Annotated in this window: 17 protein-coding genes; 4 read left to right on the top strand and 13 right to left on the bottom strand. The window is 37.6% G+C overall.

The window, feature by feature from the left end; all coding sequences use genetic code 11:
• Positions 1 to 15 precede the first annotated feature (15 nt).
• From GLW08_RS06975 to GLW08_RS07005, 7 genes are all read right to left on the bottom strand, one after another.
• Complete coding sequence (locus GLW08_RS06975; protein WP_160847793.1) at positions 16 to 1,020, bottom strand: ABC transporter substrate-binding protein; 1,005 nt, start codon at positions 1,018 to 1,020, stop codon at positions 16 to 18.
• A gap of 661 nt (positions 1,021 to 1,681) precedes the next feature.
• A complete protein-coding gene (locus tag GLW08_RS06980) occupies positions 1,682 to 2,707 on the bottom strand; it encodes an ABC transporter substrate-binding protein (RefSeq protein ID WP_160847794.1) in 1,026 nt (341 codons plus the stop codon).
• A gap of 22 nt (positions 2,708 to 2,729) precedes the next feature.
• On the bottom strand, positions 2,730 to 3,485 hold the full coding sequence (locus GLW08_RS06985) for a class II aldolase/adducin family protein (protein ID WP_160847795.1): 756 nt from the start codon (positions 3,483 to 3,485) through the stop codon (positions 2,730 to 2,732).
• 11 nt (positions 3,486 to 3,496) lie between these two features.
• Positions 3,497 to 4,450 carry a D-2-hydroxyacid dehydrogenase gene (locus GLW08_RS06990; RefSeq protein WP_160847796.1) on the bottom strand — a complete coding sequence of 318 codons (954 nt, stop codon included), beginning with the start codon at positions 4,448 to 4,450 and terminating at the stop codon, positions 3,497 to 3,499.
• 237 nt (positions 4,451 to 4,687) lie between these two features.
• The gene (gene helD, locus GLW08_RS06995) at positions 4,688 to 6,964 is read right to left on the bottom strand and encodes an RNA polymerase recycling motor HelD (RefSeq protein WP_160847797.1); all 2,277 of its coding nucleotides are present in this window, start codon (positions 6,962 to 6,964) and stop codon (positions 4,688 to 4,690) included.
• Between the two features lie 217 nt (positions 6,965 to 7,181).
• Entirely contained in the window at positions 7,182 to 7,529 is a 348-nt protein-coding gene (locus tag GLW08_RS07000) for a hypothetical protein (protein WP_160847798.1), read from the bottom strand.
• Between the two features lie 469 nt (positions 7,530 to 7,998).
• The gene (locus tag GLW08_RS07005) at positions 7,999 to 9,063 is read right to left on the bottom strand and encodes an undecaprenyldiphospho-muramoylpentapeptide beta-N-acetylglucosaminyltransferase (RefSeq protein ID WP_160847799.1); all 1,065 of its coding nucleotides are present in this window, start codon (positions 9,061 to 9,063) and stop codon (positions 7,999 to 8,001) included.
• A gap of 103 nt (positions 9,064 to 9,166) precedes the next feature.
• Here GLW08_RS07005 and GLW08_RS07010 point away from each other — a divergent pair, with 103 nt between their 5' ends.
• The gene (locus tag GLW08_RS07010) at positions 9,167 to 10,546 is read left to right on the top strand and encodes an MATE family efflux transporter (RefSeq protein ID WP_160847800.1); all 1,380 of its coding nucleotides are present in this window, start codon (positions 9,167 to 9,169) and stop codon (positions 10,544 to 10,546) included.
• Positions 10,547 to 10,671: 125 nt separating this feature from the next.
• Here GLW08_RS07010 and GLW08_RS07015 read toward each other — a convergent pair whose 3' ends face one another.
• The 3 genes from GLW08_RS07015 to safA form a co-directional block, all read right to left on the bottom strand.
• Positions 10,672 to 12,099, bottom strand: a complete 1,428-nt coding sequence (locus GLW08_RS07015; RefSeq protein WP_160847801.1) for an aldehyde dehydrogenase family protein — start codon at positions 12,097 to 12,099, stop codon at positions 10,672 to 10,674.
• Positions 12,100 to 12,385: 286 nt separating this feature from the next.
• Positions 12,386 to 13,594 carry a nucleoside transporter C-terminal domain-containing protein gene (locus tag GLW08_RS07020; protein WP_160847802.1) on the bottom strand — a complete coding sequence of 403 codons (1,209 nt, stop codon included), beginning with the start codon at positions 13,592 to 13,594 and terminating at the stop codon, positions 12,386 to 12,388.
• 272 nt (positions 13,595 to 13,866) lie between these two features.
• Entirely contained in the window at positions 13,867 to 14,493 is a 627-nt protein-coding gene (safA, locus tag GLW08_RS07025; RefSeq protein WP_160847803.1) for a SafA/ExsA family spore coat assembly protein, read from the bottom strand.
• A 181-nt stretch (positions 14,494 to 14,674) separates the two neighbouring features.
• Here safA and GLW08_RS07030 point away from each other — a divergent pair, with 181 nt between their 5' ends.
• From GLW08_RS07030 to GLW08_RS07040, 3 genes are all read left to right on the top strand, one after another.
• Positions 14,675 to 15,346, top strand: coding sequence for a peroxiredoxin (locus GLW08_RS07030; RefSeq protein WP_160847804.1), 672 nt, complete (start codon positions 14,675 to 14,677; stop codon positions 15,344 to 15,346).
• A gap of 126 nt (positions 15,347 to 15,472) precedes the next feature.
• Positions 15,473 to 16,465, top strand: coding sequence for a YqcI/YcgG family protein (locus GLW08_RS07035; protein WP_160847805.1), 993 nt, complete (start codon positions 15,473 to 15,475; stop codon positions 16,463 to 16,465).
• A 246-nt stretch (positions 16,466 to 16,711) separates the two neighbouring features.
• Positions 16,712 to 17,158, top strand: a complete 447-nt coding sequence (locus GLW08_RS07040) for a YueI family protein (RefSeq protein ID WP_160847806.1) — start codon at positions 16,712 to 16,714, stop codon at positions 17,156 to 17,158.
• Between the two features lie 20 nt (positions 17,159 to 17,178).
• Here GLW08_RS07040 and GLW08_RS07045 read toward each other — a convergent pair whose 3' ends face one another.
• From GLW08_RS07045 to opp4B, 3 genes are all read right to left on the bottom strand, one after another.
• Positions 17,179 to 17,589 carry a hypothetical protein gene (locus tag GLW08_RS07045; RefSeq protein WP_160847807.1) on the bottom strand — a complete coding sequence of 137 codons (411 nt, stop codon included), beginning with the start codon at positions 17,587 to 17,589 and terminating at the stop codon, positions 17,179 to 17,181.
• 120 nt (positions 17,590 to 17,709) lie between these two features.
• On the bottom strand, positions 17,710 to 18,627 hold the full coding sequence (opp4C, locus tag GLW08_RS07050) for an oligopeptide ABC transporter permease (RefSeq protein ID WP_160847808.1): 918 nt from the start codon (positions 18,625 to 18,627) through the stop codon (positions 17,710 to 17,712).
• A gap of 11 nt (positions 18,628 to 18,638) precedes the next feature.
• A complete protein-coding gene (opp4B, locus tag GLW08_RS07055) occupies positions 18,639 to 19,604 on the bottom strand; it encodes an oligopeptide ABC transporter permease (protein WP_160847809.1) in 966 nt (321 codons plus the stop codon).
• Between the last annotated feature and the right edge of the window lie 6 nt (positions 19,605 to 19,610).

Here is a 19,610-nt window from a genome sequence, read left to right on the forward strand (position 1 = left end):
ACTTTTTTATTGTGATTACAGGGCGTCAATTACTTTCTTAGCAACTTCTTTTGATACCCACTCTGTCCATAAGTCTTCATGTTTCTTCATCCACCAAATCGCTGCTTCCTCAGCTGAAGCGTCATTCTCCTTCATATACTTCAAGGATTCTCCAGTTAATTCACTGCTTGTTTCATAATTTGATAGAAAATCAACTACATTCGGTGCTTGTTCCGTCATTTCATTATGAACAACAATCGTTACTTTGTTCGGTGGAAATTCCGTACTTCGATCTTTCTCCCACTGATCTTTATTATAGTCAGGTTCATCTAGTAGAGTCATATCATAAACCGCTGTCACCCAAGTAGGGGACCAGTAATAGCCAACCCAAGGTTCGCCGGCATTATATGCATCCGTTAAAGAAGTTACAATTGCAGCATCAGAGCCCGGACGGAAATAGTTATATTGTTCATCCAACCCGTATGTCTCTACTTTCGTTGCCAGAATTTCACCTACAGCCCAACCGGACGGGGAACCAATGATTCTACCCTTACTTGGTTTTTCTGGATCTTGAAAAAGCTCAGGATACTTTTTCAAATCTTCAACTGTTTTTAAATCAGGGGCAGCTGGTTCAATTCCTCTCTCATCGTCCCCTTCAATAACGTATGTTGGCACCCATAGACCTTGCTTGTTATCATCAAAATTTACGGATACTTCTTTAAAGTCTCCGGCTTCAATTGCTTCTGCATACACTTTTTTTATGTTATCTGTCCACATTTCCATATGTACGTTAATATCACCTTGGCGCACACCTTGAACTGTTGCTGGAGTAGACCCTGTAGTTACATCAGTGTCATATCCAAACCCTTCTTCAATTATAGTTTGTGCAATACTGTTATGAACTCGAATACTATCCCAGCCTGCATCTGCAAACGTAATCGTTTCTATCTTCTTCTTACTACTTGCCTTTTCTCCTCCACTACCACATGCTCCTAACGCAACCAATAGAGCTAAGGATAAAAGTATAAATAATTTTTTCAAAACAAATTCTCCTTTCTTAATTAACATATAAACCCAATTTTTTGAAAAATATTTTCACATTTTTTAACTTAATTATGTACTAAATTATAATGGCCTAGAAGTAGCCAATTTCATTATTTTATGGGTTAATGGTTCTAGAGGTTATTCAGAAAAGAATTATGAATCATGTTTGAGGAAAATTTGTATAAAGAAAATCTAGATGGGTTTAACTAGAGGATAAAGATAATACTTAACAAAAACTTGTATGTATTCTTGTAAGTTTAATATATAACCTATCTGGAATATCGCCTCCTGTATTTATCGTTGCCACCTTTGTAACAACATTTACTATTATATATAAAACACGGACAATTCGACAAAATGCGTATTCTCTCATTTATATGGTTTAATACTGGCTTGGAATGATAATAGTGAAAGAATTACGTTTTGTATTGTATTATATCGTTTTCCTCTATATCTCTTCATAATAATCAAGAATTGGATAAGAATTTTTTTAAAATTCACCAAATAAACCTGAGTAGTGTTTACTATCATAAGTATCGTCGAAATTTTTTGTCGAAGTAATTATTCAAGAATCGTCATGATTATTAGATTATCTATCAAATTTTGGCTCTTACTACAAAAAGCCAAGGCGATCATACATCGCCTTGGTCTTTATACATTACTTAATTGCATCTTTTACTTTTGTAGCAACTTCTTTTGATAACCACTCTGTCCATAAGTCTTCATGTTTCTTCATCCACCAGATAGCTGCTTCATCTGCAGACGCTTCTTCATCTTTCATGTATTTTAACGCTTCACCTGTTAATTCACTACTTGTTTCATAGTTTGATAGAAAATCAACTACTTTTGGCGCTTGGTCTGGTAAGTTACTGTTCACTGCTACCACAACGTCATTAGGAGGGAATTCAGTACCTCGATTCTTTTCCCATTGCTCTTCATTAAACTCTGGCTCTTTTAATAATGTCATGTCATATTTTGCGGTTACCCATGTTGGAGACCAGTAATATCCAACCCAAGGTTCACCAGCTTCATACGCTGATGCTAATGACGTTACAATAGCGGCATCAGAACCTGGGCGGAAATAGTTATATTCTTCTTGTAGACCATATGTTTCTACTTTAGTTGCTAAGTATTCACTAAGTGCCCAACCAGATGGTGCTCCAATAATTCGTCCTTTACCTGGTTTTTCAGGATCTTCAAATACATCTTTATATTGTTCTAGGTCCTTTACTGTCTTTAAGTCTGGAGCGGCAGCTTTAATACCACGCTCTTCATCTCCTTCGATTACGTAAGTTGGAACCCATAGACCTTGTTTATTATCATCAAAGTTAACGGCAACTTTTTCTATATCACCTGATTCAATTGATTCTGTGTATAATTCTTTAATGTTATCTGTCCAAACCTCCATATATGCGTTAATGTCACCTTGACGTAATCCTTGAATGGTTGCAGCTGTTGAACCATTTGTTACGTCAGTCTCATATCCATATCCATTTTCAATAATCGTTTGAGCTACACTATTATGAAATCGGATGCTGTCCCAACCTGCATCTGCTAATACAATCTTGTCTATTTTCTTTTCTTTTGATTCAGAGCTGGATCCAGAGCTACTGGCACCCTCACTTCCACAAGCTGCAAGAATCATTAGTACAAGTGAACTTATTATAAAAAGTACTTTCTTCATAATCTCTCTCCTTTTGTGGTTGTTACTTCACTAAATCAGGATGTTCTTTCGTAATCATATCGTATAAAGGCTTGAATTCTTCTCTTCCTATTTCAGGTAATCCCATTTGCTTTTGAGTATGTATTGCATGCTCAGCGTCTATAAGAATAGGTTTCGATCCAGTTGATTCAACCGTCATTTGTACTTGGCACGCTCGCTCCATTGCAATAAACCACCAAGCAGCTTCATCTACTGATTGACCAGTTGTAAGCAATCCATGATTTTGCAAAATAACCGCTTTATTGCTATCAAGAGCCCTTGCTATACGATCCCCCTCAGAATCGTCATACACTACGCCAGTATAATCATTAAAGATGGAGTGGTCATTATAAAACGTACAAGCATCTTGCGTTATTGGATCAAGTGTCCTCCCGAGAGTAGACCATGCCATCCCATATGGAGAATGCGCATGAGCTGCAGCATTTACATCTGGTCTTGCTTTGTGTATTGCCGAGTGAATTGCTATCGCGGCACCATTGATACCGTTCCCGTATTCACCTTTAAGAACGTTGCCATCTTCATCAATCAATAATAATTCGGAAGCTTTCACTTGGCCAAAATGGACCATAAACGGATTTACCCAAAAGTGATGCTTGTTCTCTGGGTCGCGTACTGTAATGTGTCCAGCTGACCCATCATTAAATCCAAATTTTGAAAATAGACGAAAAGACGCAGCTAATCTTTGCTTCACAAATTGCCTTTCTTCTTCCACAGAATGAAACGTTCCATCATACATCATTGTTATACCTCCTAATAACCTTGTTGGACATTTACAATATAGTTCATCTCAGTCTTCTTTATAAAAGCTTTCATGTTACCTTCAAACTGCTCAATACAGCGGTCAAGATATAGCGGGGACTTTGCTGCTACATGAGGAGTCACCATTACGTTTGGTAGATACCAATATGGATGCTCAAAAGGTAGAGGCTCTTTATCAAATACATCTAAAATTGCATGTCCAATTTTTTTATGTTCCAAGGCATCAATTAGAGCGTTATCGTCTATTAAAGGACCTCTTCCAATATTGATTAAGCACGAGGATTCCTTCATAATGCTTAATTCTTCATAGCCAATACAATATTTTGTGTCATCTGTAATCGGCATTAATAAAATAACGACGTCACTTTCGGCCAACGGTTTATATCGCTCATGTAATTGATACATCTCATCAAAAGGCTCTTTCTTCACTCCGCTTGTATTCACTCCAGCTACATGTAGTCCTAACGCTTTCAAAGCTCTTGCGATATCCACTCCTATCGTTCCCGCTCCAAAAATCGTCACCGACTTTCGATGAATCTCTTCAAATTGAGCTGTTTCATCCCAATAACGCTTTTTCTGTAGCTGTTCAAAAAAGGATAGGTTACCTACTGAATAAAACAACATACTTAACACATATTCCGTCATGGGAATACCATGGATGCCTTTCATGTTCGTCAATTGAATAGAGCGATCCTTAATTGCTCCAAGAGGTAACTGTTCTACTCCTGCTTGGAAAATTTGAATCCACAAAAGATTCGGCATGTGCTCAAGCCATTTTTCGGTAACATCCTCTCCATATGTAATCCAAATCTGAACATCCTGATAAAGGATGGTTGCTATTTCATCAGGGGATGCGACATGATACACCGACATACCTTGAGGCAAATATGTAGAAATGGTTGCTAGTTGATCTGGTGTAAGATCTTGGATGGATATAAGTAACATTTCTTACTCCTCCTACTCTTCAGTTAACGGCAACGATTTTAATTGTATATAAAATAGCCACCACAACTCAAAAGACGCCTAGTCTGAAAAATGAGAGTATTCGTTCAAATTCTTTCAATAAGTCAAACTATCTTTCATCGTTATGGGTTCTTCTCGTTTCTCAATAGAATCCTTCTTCATAATCAGTTTTTGCTAAAATAAAAGGAAAGGACTTCCAATTGGAAGTCCTCGTTACGTCTATTTCATATATTTCGTGTCTTCAATGTAATCTAATAGAAAATCACTTGAGTGTTCCCCATAGAAGGAAAGACAATGCAAAGGACGAGTCATAGCTACATAGAGCAATTTCATATCAAGCTCATTGTAATGATAGACCTCATCAATACTCACTAAAGAAACACAGTCAAACTCCAATCCTTTCGACAAATAAATAGGTAAAATTATAATCTGATCTGATTCCATCTCATCCTCTTCCCCTAATAATTGAATGTTATTAGGAAAAAAAGGCTGTAAATGATCATAGATAAGCTGGCATTCTTGTTTGGATTTTCCTATAAAAGCAAAAGTGTTCATCCCTTTACTATGAAGTGATTGATACCTCTCGACTAACTGCATTTCCCACCCTTTTTGTTTAGTGGAAAAGAATACTGGCTTTTCGCCATGCCTTACTACTGGTTCTGCTTTCGGGAGGGGTTCAGTCATATGATCAAGTAACTCATTTGCTACACTCATAATGTCAATTGTCGTTCGATATGTTTTCTGTAGCGTTAAGTAGTTGGGTGATGTGAAGAGCTTTTTTTGTAGTATATCCCAAGATGGTAGACCTCTATAGTGATAGATACCTTGAGCTAGATCTCCTACTATCGTAAATAACTCTGTATTTAGGGATCGACGTAAACTAACAAATTCCATTACGGAATAATCTTGCGCTTCGTCCATGACTACCTTTTTTGCTTTAAAATCAGATTCTATTCCATATAAGATTGCCTGTAAGTACAAAAGAGATGCTAAATCCTCAGCATCAATTGTTTTACGTTTAAGATTGGTAATAGTATGGTGCAGAAGTTTATCTTTTTGAGTTTTAGTTAAGCTTGAATCAACCACCTTTTCAAAGATAGCTTCATCTTTGTACATCCGCTTAAAATATTGGGAAAGATTATAATTTGGGAACTTTTTCATATAGGTTGAAACTGCTTTTTTCGCTTCCTTTTCAACTTCTCGAAGTTTTTCTTCCTTTTTGTCCAATAAAAAGCTAACTCTTCTTTTCCGCTTGTCAGCATCCTTTATTCCATACAAAGCTTTGTCTAACTCATCATCATACTTTTTTGTGAGTTTCTCTACGATCACTTTTTTCTTACGTCGAACATCACTCATTAACACCTGTCTTATTTTTTCCTTACGTTTATAGATAGGAAGGTAAGCATAATCGTCGACGAACATTCTCTTAATCTTCTTTCCATTAACAACTCGAAAATCACCTATTGTCAGGTCCTCATCGACAAAAAACTCTTTCTTTATTACATTGACATACTGATTAAGAATGGTTTGAAAAGAAGCAGATCCCTTTAACGAGGCAACTTCTAACTTTGTATCTTCTTCGCCATCATTCTCTAGTACATTCATTAACGTTTCATGCTGAGTTCTCACATGGAATGGGTGGTTAGTTACTAATTTCACAAAATCGATATATGTCGTTGATCTAGCTTTATCTACACCCAATTCTGGAAGAACTTCCTTCATATAATCTATAAATAGACGATTGGGAGCAAGAATAAGCATTTCCTCAGGATGGAAAATATCCTTTAGCGTGTACAGAAAGTAAGAAACCCGATGCAACGCTATGGTAGTTTTCCCACTTCCCGCAGCTCCTTGGACAATAATTGGCTTCCTTAAATCTGCTCGAATAACTCGGTTCTGTTCTTCTTGAATCGTTGAGACAATCTCATTTAAGCGGTGATCCGCATTTTGGGAAAGGGATTCTTGTAATAAATCATCTTTTGTGGTGATATCAATATCTCGAAAATCCTGAAGTTCCCCATCTTCTATAGTATACTGACGCTTTAAAGAGACATTTCCTTCATACGTATCTCCATGAGCTTCATAACTCACATCCCCTAATCTTCCTTCATAGTACACATTTGCAAGAGGAGATCGCCAATCTAAAATGATAGGTTGCTGGGTTTCTCGGTCAAATAACGATACTTTTCCTATGTAGAATATTTCTTCTTCTGGTTTTTCTTTTCGATGGTAATTAATGCGGGCAAAGTACGGTTTCTTTCGAAGTTTCCTGAGGTTTTCTAGTTGTTCTTTGGACATCTTCATAAAGTTGGAATGGGCGAGCATATCCTGATACTTCAAACTACTGTCCTTGAAATCTAACGCTTCCACTGTTTCTTGTTGTCGTTGTTTCAACGTTTCTTGATCTGTTTCTTGTGCGGCAATTACAGAGTCCATATACGCTTTTGTGAATGTTAATCGATCCAACTCTTCTTGATAATCTGGATGGTTTTTCATCTAGTCATTCCCCTTTCTCTTATAGAATGAATGACGAGTCATAAACCCCTTTACAGATAGTACATATAGTCTTTCAAAGCAATGTAACTACTCTACCATAATTTGTTTATCATGACCAGAAATCTTGCGATGCGACAAATCTTTGTCTAGTTAAAAGCCATGTTCAATATCTATTTATACAAAAAGGAAACCACTATACCAGTCGTTTCCCTCTTGTTTACTTATTTTGTTTTTGTAAATCTGGTACCTTACTTTCAAACAAAAAATAAGATAACACTCTTAAAACGATTGGGTATAAACTTAGTACACCAATTAAATTCCCAATTTCCCCTAACACATCAGTGAACGCCATTACTCCAGCTAACAGAAGCATCAACACTACCGAAATCGTTCCTGATGGACCATTTAAAGGCTTCCATGTTTTTGTAACCGCAATCGTTTCTTCCTCTACTTTTCCGAAACAACGCCAATGATAAGGCTGAATACGAAAATAATTCGTTGCGGTTACCAACTCATCTCGATCCTTTATTTCTTTACCACAATATCGACAATAGATAGAACTCATTGAACCATCCTTACTCCACAATCTATTATCCTTTTATTATAATAGAAAACTAAAAATACGCAATTCACAATTCATAGCACCATTTCTGTATTAAAACATACGAGCTTTATTCCGTTATAGAGGCATAATGTGGAATTTTGCGAGCAGATTTTCGAAAATTGGAGCGACTTTCTGAATATAGGAGCGACCGTCCCGATTTCCCTGCCCATGTTTCCGTCCATCCCATCAAAAGAAAAGGTGGCATGGGAACAAGGAGACTCCCGCCGGAGAAAGAGGTAGGCAAGGTCCCCTAAGGGCGTTTTTCCCCGAAGGTAGCTTGCCAGCTCGCCGGCAGGACGCGAGTTGTTCCACGGCCACCTTTATTCTTATTAACGTATCGGAAACATCCCGCTTAATAAAGGTATTTATCTCCAATCCAAGTCTTCAACATAATGGGACTATTACAGAATAAAAAAGGAAGCCTGTTGCTTTAGGCTTCCTTGATCATCTTAATAATCTTATCTTTTGCTTGTTCGCTCTTATAGTTTTCCATACTTGATAGTATTTGTTCTTTTTCCTGTTGTAGGTGCTGTAATTCCTCTAACAAACGACCACTGTCTAGCTCTTCCTCTTCCACCATTCTAGCGTATCCTTGTTTAACAAAGGAGTTTGCATTTAGGATTTGGTCTCCTCGACTTGCGTGGCGGGAGAGGGGAATGAGCAGCATTGGCTTTTTCAGTGCTAGGAATTCAAATATGGAATTTGACCCTGCTCTTGATACGATATAATCGGTAATGGCAAACAAGTCATTGAGTTCTTCATTGACATACTCATATTGTACATAACCTGGTTTTTCTAAAGACTCATCTTTATTTCCGTCTCCACATAAATGAACTACCTGAAATTGTTCAAGTAACTGAGTAAGATTATTTCGAATAGAATCATTAATTTTCTTAGAACCAGAGCTACCACCCATAACAAGAATAATTGGTTTGCTTTTCGTGAAGTTCGTCATGTTAAGGCCCTTTTGTCTACTACCTTGAAAAAGCTCGTCACGTACAACCGCTCCAACCCATTCAGCTTTACTCTCAGGCAAATATTGATTGGTTTCCGGAAAAGTTGTTAGCACTTTTTTAGCAAATCGCATTGCCAACTTATTCGCTAAGCCAGGTGTGTAATCAGATTCATGAATAACCGACGGAACGCGGTTCAGCTTAGCAGCAGCAACTACAGGTACTGATACAAATCCACCTTTTGAGAACACAACTTGTGGCTTTCGCTTACGAATAATGTTATAAGCCTGCCCGGTACCTTTTAACACACGAAACGGGTCTTTAAAGTTTTCTTTAGAAAAATACCTTCTAAGTTTTCCTGTCGATATCGAATGGTATGTGACACCCTCTAGATTACTAATTAGCTTCTTTTCAATACCATTCTCCGAACCAATATAATCGATTTCCCATCCATCTTTTTGAAAAGCAGGGATTAAAGCAAGATTGACGATGACATGCCCTGCTGTCCCGCCTCCAGTAAATAAAATACGTTTTGATGTCATATATGTCGTCCTTTCTATTTGGTCAGCTTTTTATGTAGAGGGAAGTAAATATGCTATAATCCCCTTAACTGTATAAGTAACTGATATGAAAAGGAAGAGGCTGATGTTTCCAACAGATACGCTGAAAGACAAAAGTAAATTATTTTTACAAATCCTCATCCCTATCTTAATTACTCAATTAGGTATGTATTCCATGAACTTTTTTGACACTGTCATGGCCGGTAAGGCCGGAGCGAACGATTTAGCCGGCGTTGCTATTGGTTCTAGCTTATGGGTCCCCATCTTCACGGGTATTAATGGTGTACTACTAGCACTATCTCCTATCGTAGCACAATTAGTAGGTAGCAATAAAAAAGAAAATATTCCATCAGCCGTCAGACAAGGTATCTATTTATCCATCGTATTAGCAATTATCGTATTTATAATCGGATATTTTTTATTGGATCCTATTTTGATGAGTATGTCACTAGACTCAAATGTAAGCTACATAGCGAAATATTACCTAGTTGCGTTAAGCACTGGGATTATCCCACTTTTTATGTATAATGCCGTTCGTTGTTTTTTTGATGCACTAGGTCAAACAAGAATCACCATGTTTATTACACTTATTGCATTACCAGTAAACATTCTTTTTAACTATGTGCTCATTTTTGGTAAATGGGGATTTCCTCCATTAGGTGGTATTGGCGCTGGGCTAGCCTCGTCTCTAACTTACTGGATTTCGTTTGTTATCTCATTACTTATCTTATCCAAAGTTCGCCCCTTCTCCCTATACGAAATTCATAAGCATCTTGAAATACCTTCACTACTTGCATGGTGGGAACAACTCAAGATAGGCGTGCCTATTGGATTTGCTATATTCTTTGAGGTTAGTATATTTGCTGCCGTTACTTTATTTATGAGTACATATAGTACATTTACTATTGCTGCACACCAGGCGGCCATCAACTTTGCCTCGTTTTTATACATGATTCCTCTCAGCATATCAATGGCATTAACGATTGCAATCGGTTTCGAGGTTGGTGCAAGACGAATGAAAGATGCCAAACAATATAGTTATTTGGGAATCTCCATCGCTGTAGCTATGTCCGTTATTTGTGGAGCAGCCATTTATATTTTTGATGATCCTGTTGCAAACTTATATAGCTCTAATCCAGAAGTGATTAACATGACCAAACACTTCCTATTCTACGCTATCTTCTTCCAGTTATCTGATGCCTTTGGTGCTCCTATTCAAGGTGCTTTGAGAGGGTATAAGGATGTAAATATAACCCTTCTCATGGCTTTCATCTCGTATTGGATCATAGGACTTCCAAGTGGGTATGTACTTGCCACGTTCACCTTTTTGGGACCAGCAGGATATTGGGTAGGATTAATTACAGGGTTAGCAGTTGGTGCCATTGCACTTCTGACACGTTTAGTTCGTTTGCAGAAACAATCCCTAAATCATCCACAATTGTTTACAACCGAAGCAAAAGAGTAAATACGTTTGTCGAACCATATTCCAAGAGACTATTTCCTTGGAAATATTGTAGAATGTTCAACGTATATTAAAAAGATCCTGACGGAATACGTCAGGATCTTTTTCCTTTCCCCTTCAACTTACCTTTATTGTTTAAGATTCATCACAACTAAACGTTCTTCTGTCATATCATTTATTGTATATTTTGGTCCTTCTTTTCCCCAACCACTATTTTTCACTCCACCGTAAGGCATTAAATCAACACGGTATTGGGAAGCGTCATTAATCATAAATCCACCAACTTCGACTTTTCGAGCAGCCTTAAAGGCCCGGTCTATATCATTTGTGAAGATACCCCCCTGTAGACCATAATCAGATTTATTTACTTCACTTATACACTGATCTAAGTCCGAGAAAGTCATCAGGGTTACAATTGGGGCAAATACCTCTTCTGATACCACTTTCATTGTATGTTCTACATTCGCAACAATGGTCGGTTCTAATATAGCACCTTTCCTCTTACCTCCATGGATAACATCTGCACCTTGACCTTTTGCTTCTTGAAGCCACTCTTCGGCTCCTTCAGCTTCTTTTTCTCCTATCATAGGTCCTACATCCGTTTGATCATCAAAAGGATCGCCTACTTTTAATTCTTCTGTAGCTTCAATAAATTTCTTTTGAAAAGTTTTCTGAATATCTTCATGGACATAAATACGTTGTACAGATATGCAAACTTGTCCAGCATAGGCAAAACTTTTTTGTGCTAACGTGGTAGCTGCTTGTTCAACATCTGCTTCCCGATCAACAATAACAGGAGAATTATTACCTAACTCTAATGTAAGTTTATTTAATCCTGTGTTTTGTTTAAGTTTCAGACCAACTTCAGCACTACCTGTAAATGTATAGTAATTAATCCGTTCGTCTTCCATCATTTGATTTCCGACAGTAGAGCCTGATCCCACTACTACATTCAAGAAACCTTCTGGTAATCCAGCCTCTTCAAACAATTCTGCTAACTTCAAAGAAGATACAGGCGTTGCACTGGCTGGTTTTAGAACAACGGCATTACCAGCTGCAATGGCAGGAGCGATTTTATGAGCAACAAGGTTCACAGGGAAATTAAAGGGGCTAATCGCCCCGACAACCCCTACTGGTACTCGCATCGTGAAAGCCATACGATTTTCTGATCCAGGTGCTGCTTCAACAGGGACACCTTCACCAGTAATGCGCTTCGCTTCTTCAGCAGACAATTCAAATGTTTGTGTAGCACGATCAATCTCTGTACGCGCTTGCTTAATCGGCTTACCTGCTTCATTAGTAATGACCTGAGCTAAATCTTCTTTGTGTGCTTGGAGAAGTTCACTTACTCTAAGTAATGTTTTATATCGTTGATATGGAGGGAATTCTTTGTTTGCAAAAGCTACTTCAGCATCATGAATAGCATTCTCAACCTCATTATCTCCAGCTTTCGATACGGTAGCAAAAACATCGCCATCATATTTATTGACTACTTCATTCATTTGTTGAGTCTGAATCCATTTTCCATTTATAAATAAACCGTAATGTTCGGACATGATTCGCACTCCTTTGTGGTAATTCTTATCTCTTGGTCTATTTCCTTTATCATCCAATTTCAAACCTTTGAATACCAAACTTTTATAAGAAAAGCGCATCGCCCTGCTAGCGACGCACAAACAGCTATCCACAGGACGTGGGCGGTTCGAGGGACACGAAACTTCCTGGGCTTTGAAACTACCATGCAAGAGTTACCAACCTATACTCACTCACTGCTATAGAAAGACCTCGTATAATAAAAAAACTGGAATGAGGCGATATCCTCATTCCAGTATCTAAAGCTTATTATAGGAATAATCCTGCAATTGTAGCTGATAGAATAGAACCTAATGTTGCTCCGATTAGAAGCTTAAGTCCAAATTTAGATACGCTAGCACCTTTATCAGGATCGATTCCTTGAACTGTACCTGCGATAATTCCAATAGAAGAGAAGTTCGCAAAGCTCGTTAGGAATACGGAAACGATTCCTATAGTTTTGTCTGACAAGCTTGCGTCTTTAATAAATGTTTGTAGTTCAAGCATGGCAACAAATTCATTCGTTACAACCTTTGTTCCCATAAGGCTACCAGCTTGTACAAGTTCTCCGCCTGGAATCCCCATTAAAAACGCGATTGGAGCAAGCACATAACCAAGTATGGTTTGTAGTGTAACACCGTTAAAGAAGAAGGCAATTATTCCATTCACTAGTTCTAGAGATGCAATAAAGGCAATAAGCATTGCAGCTACGATAAGAGCGATCTTACCGCCGTCTAACGCACCGTTACCCATTGCTTCGAAGAAACTCTTCGCACCAGAAACATCTTTAACGTCAACGCGGTCATCCTCTTTTTTCACTTTTACTGGAGCAATAAGAGAACCAAGAATCAATGCACTGAACATGTTTAGAGGAATTGCAACTAATACGAACTGATCTGGAAGCATTCCAAGATAAGCCCCGACAATAGATGCTGATACAGACCCCATAGCAGATGCACTTACAATATATAAACGATTGTCATTTAAATGGTGGAACTGTGATTTAATTGCTAGTAGTGCTTCTGATTGACCGAAGAACATACTGTTAACTGCGTTAAAGGATTCAACCTTTGGTAATCCAGTAATCCAAGAAATAAACATACCAATGTACTTAATAATAAGAGGTAGAATTCTTAAATAAGTTAATACAGACAAGATAGTTGCAAAGAAGATAATGATAAGTAAAACGTCTAAGAAGAAAACGTTCGCTGATGACCCATCTTCTCCAACATTAGCAACATTAGGTAAAACGAAGGCAACCCCTTCTTTACCATAATTAATCAAATTCGTAAAACCAGCAGAAATTGTACCAATAATCCATTGTCCAATAGGTGTATTAAACACGAACCACGTAGTGATCAATTGGAATACCAACATAACTCCAATCCCGGTGTAGTTGATATTCTTTCGATCATTGGACATTAAGAAACCAATACCAAGAACAATAATTATTGCAAGTAACCCAAGAAGTATATCCACAGCTCTTGTCCTCCCTTAAAATATATAAAATAGTAATTATTTCGGTGATATGAAAATGCTTTCATTTCAACCTTCCGAAAAAATTGTACCAAGTTGTCAGACGTCTTGCAAATGAAATTTTTTCCTGTTTTATAGTCCGTCCTATTTAAATCCTTGGTACATCTATTCTCCATCCCTTTTCATCATTCTAAAAATTTTTTTCCGAGAAGACATTAAGTAACTGTGGTTAGTATGTAAAAAGCCAGCTAAGAAGTAGCTGGCTTTTCATTCAGTTATTTCGTTATGAATTGCTGGGTCCAATAATGGCCGTAGCTTCCACCTTTTGCATAACCTACTCCGATATATGTCAGCTCTTTATCTAGGATATTTTTCCTGTGTCCTGAGCTATTCATCCAAGCTTTTACTACTGCCTCAGGTGATGTTTGTCCAGCGGCAATATTTTCTGCCGCCTTACGATAAGAAATATTGAAACTTTTCATCATCTGGAATGGTGAACCATAAGTAGGGGAGTTATGAGCAAAGTAATTATTATCTCGCATGTCTCTAGATTTATATCGAGCTACTCTCGATAACTGCCAATCTGCTTTTAAAGCTGGTAACCCATATTTTGCCCTCTCCTCGTTCGTCAAACGAATAACCTCTTGTTCTACGGACTTAATATTTTGTTTTAGAGGAATCGTTACTTTATCTCCAGGATAAATTAAATCTGGATTATTAAACTGAGGGTTGGCACTAATGATTTCCGAAAGACCAATTTGGTACTTTTTCGAAATCTTCCATAATGTATCTCCTCGTTTAACAACATAGGTATCTGATTGTTGGGCACTTGTTATAGTAGGCTGCATAAATGCAAAAAATAACCCTACAACAAGCAATGAAATAGCTAACACTTTCTTCATCCTTCATCGCTCCTTCATAAGTTATCATGAGTAGTTTACCAACGAAACAAAATATTACTCATAAACCTAGGAAAAAGCTCGATTTTTTAACAGTATCGACAAAATATTTCCGTTTCATGATTTTGCATTTGCAAGAATACAGTAACTATAGATGAAAGGTTTGAGGGGAGAGATGAATTGAATGAAAGAATCATCTGAGGTAATTACAATAGGGGATAAGTTCCCTGACGTTGAGGTTCAAACAACACAAGGTCCCATTCGTCTACCTGAAGACTATGAAGGGAAATGGTTTGTATTATTTAGCCATCCTGGTGATTTCACGCCTGTTTGCACAACGGAATTTATCTCTTTTCAACAATATCAAAAAGACTTTAATAAAATGGGAACAGAACTCATTGGATTATCTGTAGATCAAGTATATGCGCACTTAAAATGGATTGAGTGGATACAAGAAAATACAGGTGTGAGTATCACTTTTCCTATTATTGCCGACCCTCTTGGTTCTCTAGCAAAAGAGCTCGGAATGCTCCCACCCGGACAAGGAACCAGAACAGTTAGAGCCGTTTTTATAGTTGATGATAAAGGTATTATTAGACAAATCTTATATTATCCTCAAGAAATAGGTAGGAACATCCAGGAAATATGGCGTTCTGTTCATGCATTACAAACTTCCTCTCTTTTTAATGTTGCTTTACCTGAAAATTGGCCTAACAATCCATTTATTGGAGGCAATGTGATTGTACCTCCAGCAAATAGTGTAGAAGAGATTCAGAAACGTTTAGAATTACAAAAGCAAGGTAAGATTGAATGCCTCGATTGGTGGTTTTGTTATAAACCATTAAAAATGGAGTAAGGTAGTACAAATCCTTACTCTTTTTTTGTGTGATTTTAGATGCGTATACAAAATCGAAATAAATCATAATTTTGTCTGGGGATTTATATAATGTATAGTCGACCATTATAATGGGGGAATGTGTACATGGATACAAAAATTAGAGACTTGGCAGAAACATACCTACCTAAAAAAATGCCTACGTGGGGTTATGATGTCTTTGAAAACTTCGCGAAAGATATGCTGTCCGATCAAAACCCTTTTCCATGTTTGTTAGGACTGGAAGGCTTTAAGCAAAGACAGTATCGATTTGCATTCGTCGATTCCACCTACAAAAAGAAAGACCTAGAACATTTAGCAAATCAATTAAAAAAATATGCACTTCATTACAAAAGATATGGACAAAACACATCTTTTATTGCTTTCTTTCAGCCGAAACGTATTCATCACTCTGAGGAGGTGTATCAAAAGATTTTTCGAGGACTCCTACAAACTCTTCAAGAACTAGATGATATAAATGAATGGAAAGACAATTTACAGAACAAACACAACCAAACAGAAGAGTTTACTTTCCATAGCATTTCGATGCATGTCAAGTACGATACACCTCAACTAAATCAATGTCAGCCTACCTTTATGATGGTATTCCAACCTAAATATTATTATGCCAACGCTCAACCCCACCTTCCTCTCCAACAATATGTACATCCACAACCTCAATGCTCTGGTACAACGACCGAACACAATACTCCGCAACCGTCTTTGCAATGGTACGGTACTCTAGCTTCTACAAATGAACATCAAGACCAACTAACAAACAAAACAGACTCCCCGCTCCTAGAAGAACCTTATGTTAAAAAGGGGAGAGGTAGTACATTAGATATAACAATTCGTAATTTATTATCTGATGAAACCGGATATGTAATCGTTCACCGTTATGCACCCAATACAACACAGGCACTTGAACAAACCCATTTAGCTATCTACCTGTATATAATCGAAGGATCCTTTCGTGCAGAAATCAACGGCAAATTCCATGTATGCTCACAAGGTGATTGTCTATACATCCCCCCAAACACTGTGCGCATTTGTTCAACCGGGGACGAAGGTTGCTTGTATGTTCAATACTTTGCGAATTGAGTTGATAAAAGGTTTCTATATCTTGGCAGTTAAATGTTTAATGGGTGGAATGCGAATGGGAAATAGTGTTATGTGAAGAAGGAAGCACATGCATATGAGCCATCTATTCTGCCCCTTTTTTCTCCTCAATATCCACTTCTATTCAAGCTCCTATTTTAATTCAAAAATAAACTTCGTATATGTTGATTTAGTATTATGTAATCATATATATTTATGAGAGAAGTACAATAAAGCGAGGAATAACCTATGGCAAATAAAGAAATAGACGATATCTTACAAGAAGGCATTCACGGAAAAAAGCAGATAAAAGCTAGTGAACGAAAACGGTACTTAGGAACGATACGCGAGCGGGTAGTCATTGCTCTGACAAATGGACAACTTATGCAAGATAAAGGGTTACAAGAACTAGAACAAGCGATGCAACATCATCCTGGAACAAAGTTATTATTAAATGGTCATGTTGCTTCTCGTTTTATGAAAGAAGAAAAAACATTAGCTGATAAATACAACATCCCCTATACAGCTGTCACAAACAACGAAGCAGAGTCTGATTTGGGTGCAATCTTGACTTATGATTATGCTGTGGATATAGAAGATATCTTTGTGCAAGATCACGATGAAAAGGGATCAGAACAGAAAAAGGAAAACTCATTACTTGCTACCATTAAGAAATGGTTCACCCCTACATCTTAGTTTTCATTGAAAAGATAGGATTACCCCTCGATATATGCTATATAAATTAGTTTCTTATTATTGTATTCCACTAGTACATGAAACGGTGGGTTTCCTTTTTCATACTCCTCTTCCCCAGTCGTGTATAACGCTGTCCCTTCCGGTAGTTTTGTAGCATAGCGATCGCGAAACCACCATGAATTTTGAGTTTTGTTTCTCACTTCCCCAATCTTCTGACCTTTTTCATACTCTTTATCTTGAACCCATTCCAGATCCATCCCATTTCCATACACCTGTCCATCTAACTTGAGAATGTCTGCATCTTGATTATTCTTTACTATGTCGCGAGCTGTCGGATTCCCTCTATTATCCTCATTAGATAGAAACCAAGCAAATACAAAAATCAGTACTAGACTAATAGCTGAAAACGCAACTACTTTAACTTTCATCATATCCCTCACTTATGTATATTCACTCTTCATATTACCATATTCCACCAAACCCAAAACACATGTCATTTAGGAAATAATGGTAATTACAAAAAATCCACCATAAAATATGGCGGATTTTACTTATCGATATGATTTAGGATTTAATGCTTCTTTTACCCCTTCTCCAATAAAGTTAATAGAAAGAATGGTTAAAATCAGCACTAATGCTGGTGGCACCCAAATCCATGGCATATTCTGTAATACTTCTGGTTGTTGAGAGGCAGCTAACATATTGCCCCAACTTGGTACTTCTTGTGGTACACCGAATCCTAAATAACTTAGTCCCGATTCAGCTACAATCATCGTAGCAAACAAAATGGTAGCTTGCACAATCACTGTGGTAAGTACGTTAGGTAATAAGTGCTTGAGAATAATTTTTCCTGGCTTACAACCAATAGAAATGGACGCAAGAATATATTCATTCTCTTTTTCAGATAGGATTTTACTTCTGACAAGGCGGGCTACTCCTCCCCAACCTAGAATACTAAGCACTACAATTAACACCCATATCCCAGACACAATGCCAAATAAGATAGCATTTAATACGATAACAAACACAAGAAACGGAAAGTTTAAAATGAAATCTGTGAAACGCATAAACATACTATCAACCATGCCGCCAAAGTATCCAGCAACAGAGCCAATCAACGTTCCAATAAATAAGATAATGGTAGTACATGAAATCCCTACCAACAAAGAAACTCGTCCACCATAAAGCAATCTTGTAAAGACATCTCGACCACTTGTATCTGTTCCAAACCAATGTTCCGCTGATGGCGCTAGAGACATATCACCAATGTTCACACGAGAAATATCAGCGGTTGTGATATAGGGAGCCAGGAAAGAGAGAATTCCTAAGACAATGAGATAGCACAAGCTAATCATCGCGAGTTTATTCTTCATAAACTTACGTCGGGCCATTGCCCAAGGAGACATGCTCTTTTGTGGCTTAGTTGTCGAATTTGGGGTTTGTGATTTTTTATTGTGTACGACTTCCATAGCCACACCTCCTAATCAAGTCTGATACGAGGATCTACAACACCATAAAGAAGATCCGCTATCAGGTTTCCGATTAATACAAGAAATGAAAACATTAACGCTAAGGTCATTAACGTTGGGTAATCGTTTGTTGTCATCGAGGACAAAAATAGTTGCCCTAGTCCAGGATACGTGAAAATAGTTTCTGTAATTAATGCACCGTTCACCAGTGTTACGATGTCAAAGCCTAAGAATGTGATCAATGGAATGACAGAGTTCCTGAGAATATGGTGATTATATATTCGTGACTCTGGTGTTCCCTTTGCTCTAGCAGTACGAACATAATCTTTTTGACTGTTATCAATAATATCGTTTCGTAAAAATTGTGTGTAAGCTGCTGTACCCATCGCTCCAAGCACTAGTGCTGGTAAAATCACATGGTAAATCTTCGATAACCACCAATCAAGGGTCCCCTCATTTGTGGCAATATCGACTGATCCAGAGAATGGAAACCAACCTAGATGGAAAGAGAAAAAGTAAATGGCGAACACACCTGCAATGTATATAGGGATGGCTAACATAAGGTAGTTGAACCCACCAATAAAGTTATCTAGTTTTGTATAGGGTTTTCGCCCTGCATACATCCCCATTACAAAGGCAAATATGTATGTAATGATTAAGGATGTAATTCCAAGAAACAATGTGTTAGGCAATCGTTGAGCAATTAAATCAGCAACAGGAATTTTATATTTAGTTGAGGTTCCGAAGTCACCCTGTGCAAAATTTGAAATCCACCTTCCATACTGTACGTAAATTGGGTCATTATATCCCAACTTTTCACGCATTTGTTCAATATATTCTGGGTCAGTATTATTCGGGTCAATTTCACCAGTGAGTGAATCTCCTGGCATAGCTAATGCCAGGAAAAACACAACCACTGAGATAAGGAATAACATCGGGATCATGCCTAGAATTCGTCGAAGTGAGTACTTTAACATGGACAT

The sequence above is a fragment of the Pontibacillus yanchengensis genome (assembly GCF_009856295.1).
In the GTDB taxonomy this organism is placed as follows: Bacteria; Bacillota; Bacilli; order Bacillales; family BH030062; genus Pontibacillus; species Pontibacillus yanchengensis_A.

Bases quoted from the DNA above. Each gene is read 5' to 3' on its own strand.
- GLW08_RS07005 (WP_160847799.1), bottom strand. From the start codon at position 9,063: ATGACATCAAAACGTATTTTATTTACTGGAGGCGGGACAGCAGGGCAT.
- helD (WP_160847797.1), bottom strand. From the start codon at position 6,964: ATGAAAAACCATCCAGATTATCAAGAAGAGTTGGATCGATTAACATTC.
- GLW08_RS07030 (WP_160847804.1), top strand. From the start codon at position 14,675: ATGAAAGAATCATCTGAGGTAATTACAATAGGGGATAAGTTCCCTGAC.
- GLW08_RS06990 (WP_160847796.1), bottom strand. From the start codon at position 4,450: ATGTTACTTATATCCATCCAAGATCTTACACCAGATCAACTAGCAACC.
- opp4C (WP_160847808.1), bottom strand. From the start codon at position 18,627: ATGGAAGTCGTACACAATAAAAAATCACAAACCCCAAATTCGACAACT.
- opp4B (WP_160847809.1), bottom strand. From the start codon at position 19,604: ATGTTAAAGTACTCACTTCGACGAATTCTAGGCATGATCCCGATGTTA.
- GLW08_RS06985 (WP_160847795.1), bottom strand. From the start codon at position 3,485: ATGATGTATGATGGAACGTTTCATTCTGTGGAAGAAGAAAGGCAATTT.
- GLW08_RS06980 (WP_160847794.1), bottom strand. From the start codon at position 2,707: ATGAAGAAAGTACTTTTTATAATAAGTTCACTTGTACTAATGATTCTT.
- GLW08_RS07000 (WP_160847798.1), bottom strand. From the start codon at position 7,529: ATGAGTTCTATCTATTGTCGATATTGTGGTAAAGAAATAAAGGATCGA.
- GLW08_RS07040 (WP_160847806.1), top strand. From the start codon at position 16,712: ATGGCAAATAAAGAAATAGACGATATCTTACAAGAAGGCATTCACGGA.
- GLW08_RS07015 (WP_160847801.1), bottom strand. From the start codon at position 12,099: ATGTCCGAACATTACGGTTTATTTATAAATGGAAAATGGATTCAGACT.
- safA (WP_160847803.1), bottom strand. From the start codon at position 14,493: ATGAAGAAAGTGTTAGCTATTTCATTGCTTGTTGTAGGGTTATTTTTT.
- GLW08_RS07010 (WP_160847800.1), top strand. From the start codon at position 9,167: ATGTTTCCAACAGATACGCTGAAAGACAAAAGTAAATTATTTTTACAA.
- GLW08_RS07045 (WP_160847807.1), bottom strand. From the start codon at position 17,589: ATGATGAAAGTTAAAGTAGTTGCGTTTTCAGCTATTAGTCTAGTACTG.
- GLW08_RS07035 (WP_160847805.1), top strand. From the start codon at position 15,473: ATGGATACAAAAATTAGAGACTTGGCAGAAACATACCTACCTAAAAAA.